A 1,129-nucleotide genomic window follows, 5' to 3' on the forward strand; every position below is an offset into this window, starting at 1 on the left:
CAGGTAGCCGCCGTCGCGCAGGTCGCCGACGAAGGCCGTCCAGGCGAGGTAGGCGATCACCGCGAGGACGATCGCGAGGTAGCCCAGCACGAAGCCGGCGACCGCGAGACCGCGGCCGCGCTGTCCGGAGCGTCGGGCCTGGGCGAAGCCGATGTGGCCGAGGACGATGGCGGCGGGCGCCAGCCCCAGCAGTCCGCACACCAGAGCCGCGACCGCGAGCGGATTCATCGGCGGGCGGCGGGGCGGGAGACCGGGGTAGGGATCGGCGGCGGCCGTCGGCGGCGGGTAGGCCGCCGACGGCTCGCCGAGCGGAGGGGCGAACGGCGCGGGCGCCGGTCCGGTCTGCGGTCCGGGCGCGGTGTCGTCGGTCACTGTGTCCTCCTGGTGGTGCGGGCGCCCCCGAGCCTCGGAGGCGTGTCGATCAGTACCCGGTCGAGGGCATGGTCGCCGCGATCGAGAAGAGCGCGACGAACGAGATGATGGTGATGATGATCGCGACGAAGCCGATGATGACGGCGGCGAGGGCGAGGCCGCGGCCCTTCTCCCCCGTGCGCTTGATCTGCGACAGGGCGATGAAGCCCAGCACGATGCCCACGATGGAGACGAAGAACGAGGCGATGAAGCCGATGATCGCCAGGATGTTGTAGCGGTCGGACGCGGGCGTGTACGGAGTGGTCATGGAATCCCCCAGGGTCAGGAACGAGCGGATGCGGCCAAGAGTGGCAGTGGCACGATCCGCCTGTCAAAAAGCTGGACGGCGCTTGCGCGGCCCGGCCGCCGCCCGGTAGAGCCTCAGCGGACCTGGATCTCGGTGACCGGGAGGGTCGAGTCGGCCCCGAAGCCGAGCCCCGACGGCGGATGCCCCGCCTCGATCAGCTGCGCCGCCAGTGCGGCGATCATCGCGCCGTTGTCGGTGCAGAGCGAGAGCGCCGGGATCCGCAGGGTCACTCCCGCGGCCGCGCACCGCTCCTCCGCCAGCGCGCGCACCCGGGCGTTGGCGACCACGCCGCCGCCGAGCAGGAGGCGCGGCACGCCCCGGTCGCGGCAGGCGGCGAGCGCCTTCGTGAGCAGGACGTCGGCGACCGCCTCGCGGAAGCTCGCCGCGACGTCGGCCACGGGCACCTCCTCC

Annotated in this window: 2 protein-coding genes and 1 pseudogene; all 3 read right to left on the minus strand. The window is 73.2% G+C overall.

The annotated features are described in order from the left end of the window. A partial coding sequence (locus C5C36_RS17425; protein WP_146085372.1) for a DUF4190 domain-containing protein occupies window positions 1–372 on the minus strand: 372 nt, incomplete at its 3' end. Between the two features lie 49 nt (window positions 373–421). Then, on the minus strand, window positions 422–679 hold the full coding sequence (locus tag C5C36_RS17220) for a DUF4190 domain-containing protein (RefSeq protein ID WP_104225014.1): 258 nt from the start codon (window positions 677–679) through the stop codon (window positions 422–424). 113 nt (window positions 680–792) lie between these two features. Continuing rightward, window positions 793–1,129 (minus strand): annotated as a pseudogene (locus C5C36_RS17225) (tRNA (adenosine(37)-N6)-threonylcarbamoyltransferase complex transferase subunit TsaD); the annotation flags it as partial.

The organism is Rathayibacter sp. AY1G1 (assembly GCF_002932095.1).
In the GTDB taxonomy this organism is placed as follows: Bacteria; Actinomycetota; Actinomycetes; order Actinomycetales; family Microbacteriaceae; genus Rathayibacter.

What these genes read in the sequence shown, in the direction of transcription:
- C5C36_RS17220 (WP_104225014.1), bottom strand. Translation starts at nt 679, where the DNA reads ATGACCACTCCGTACACGCCCGCGTCCGACCGCTACAACATCCTGGCG.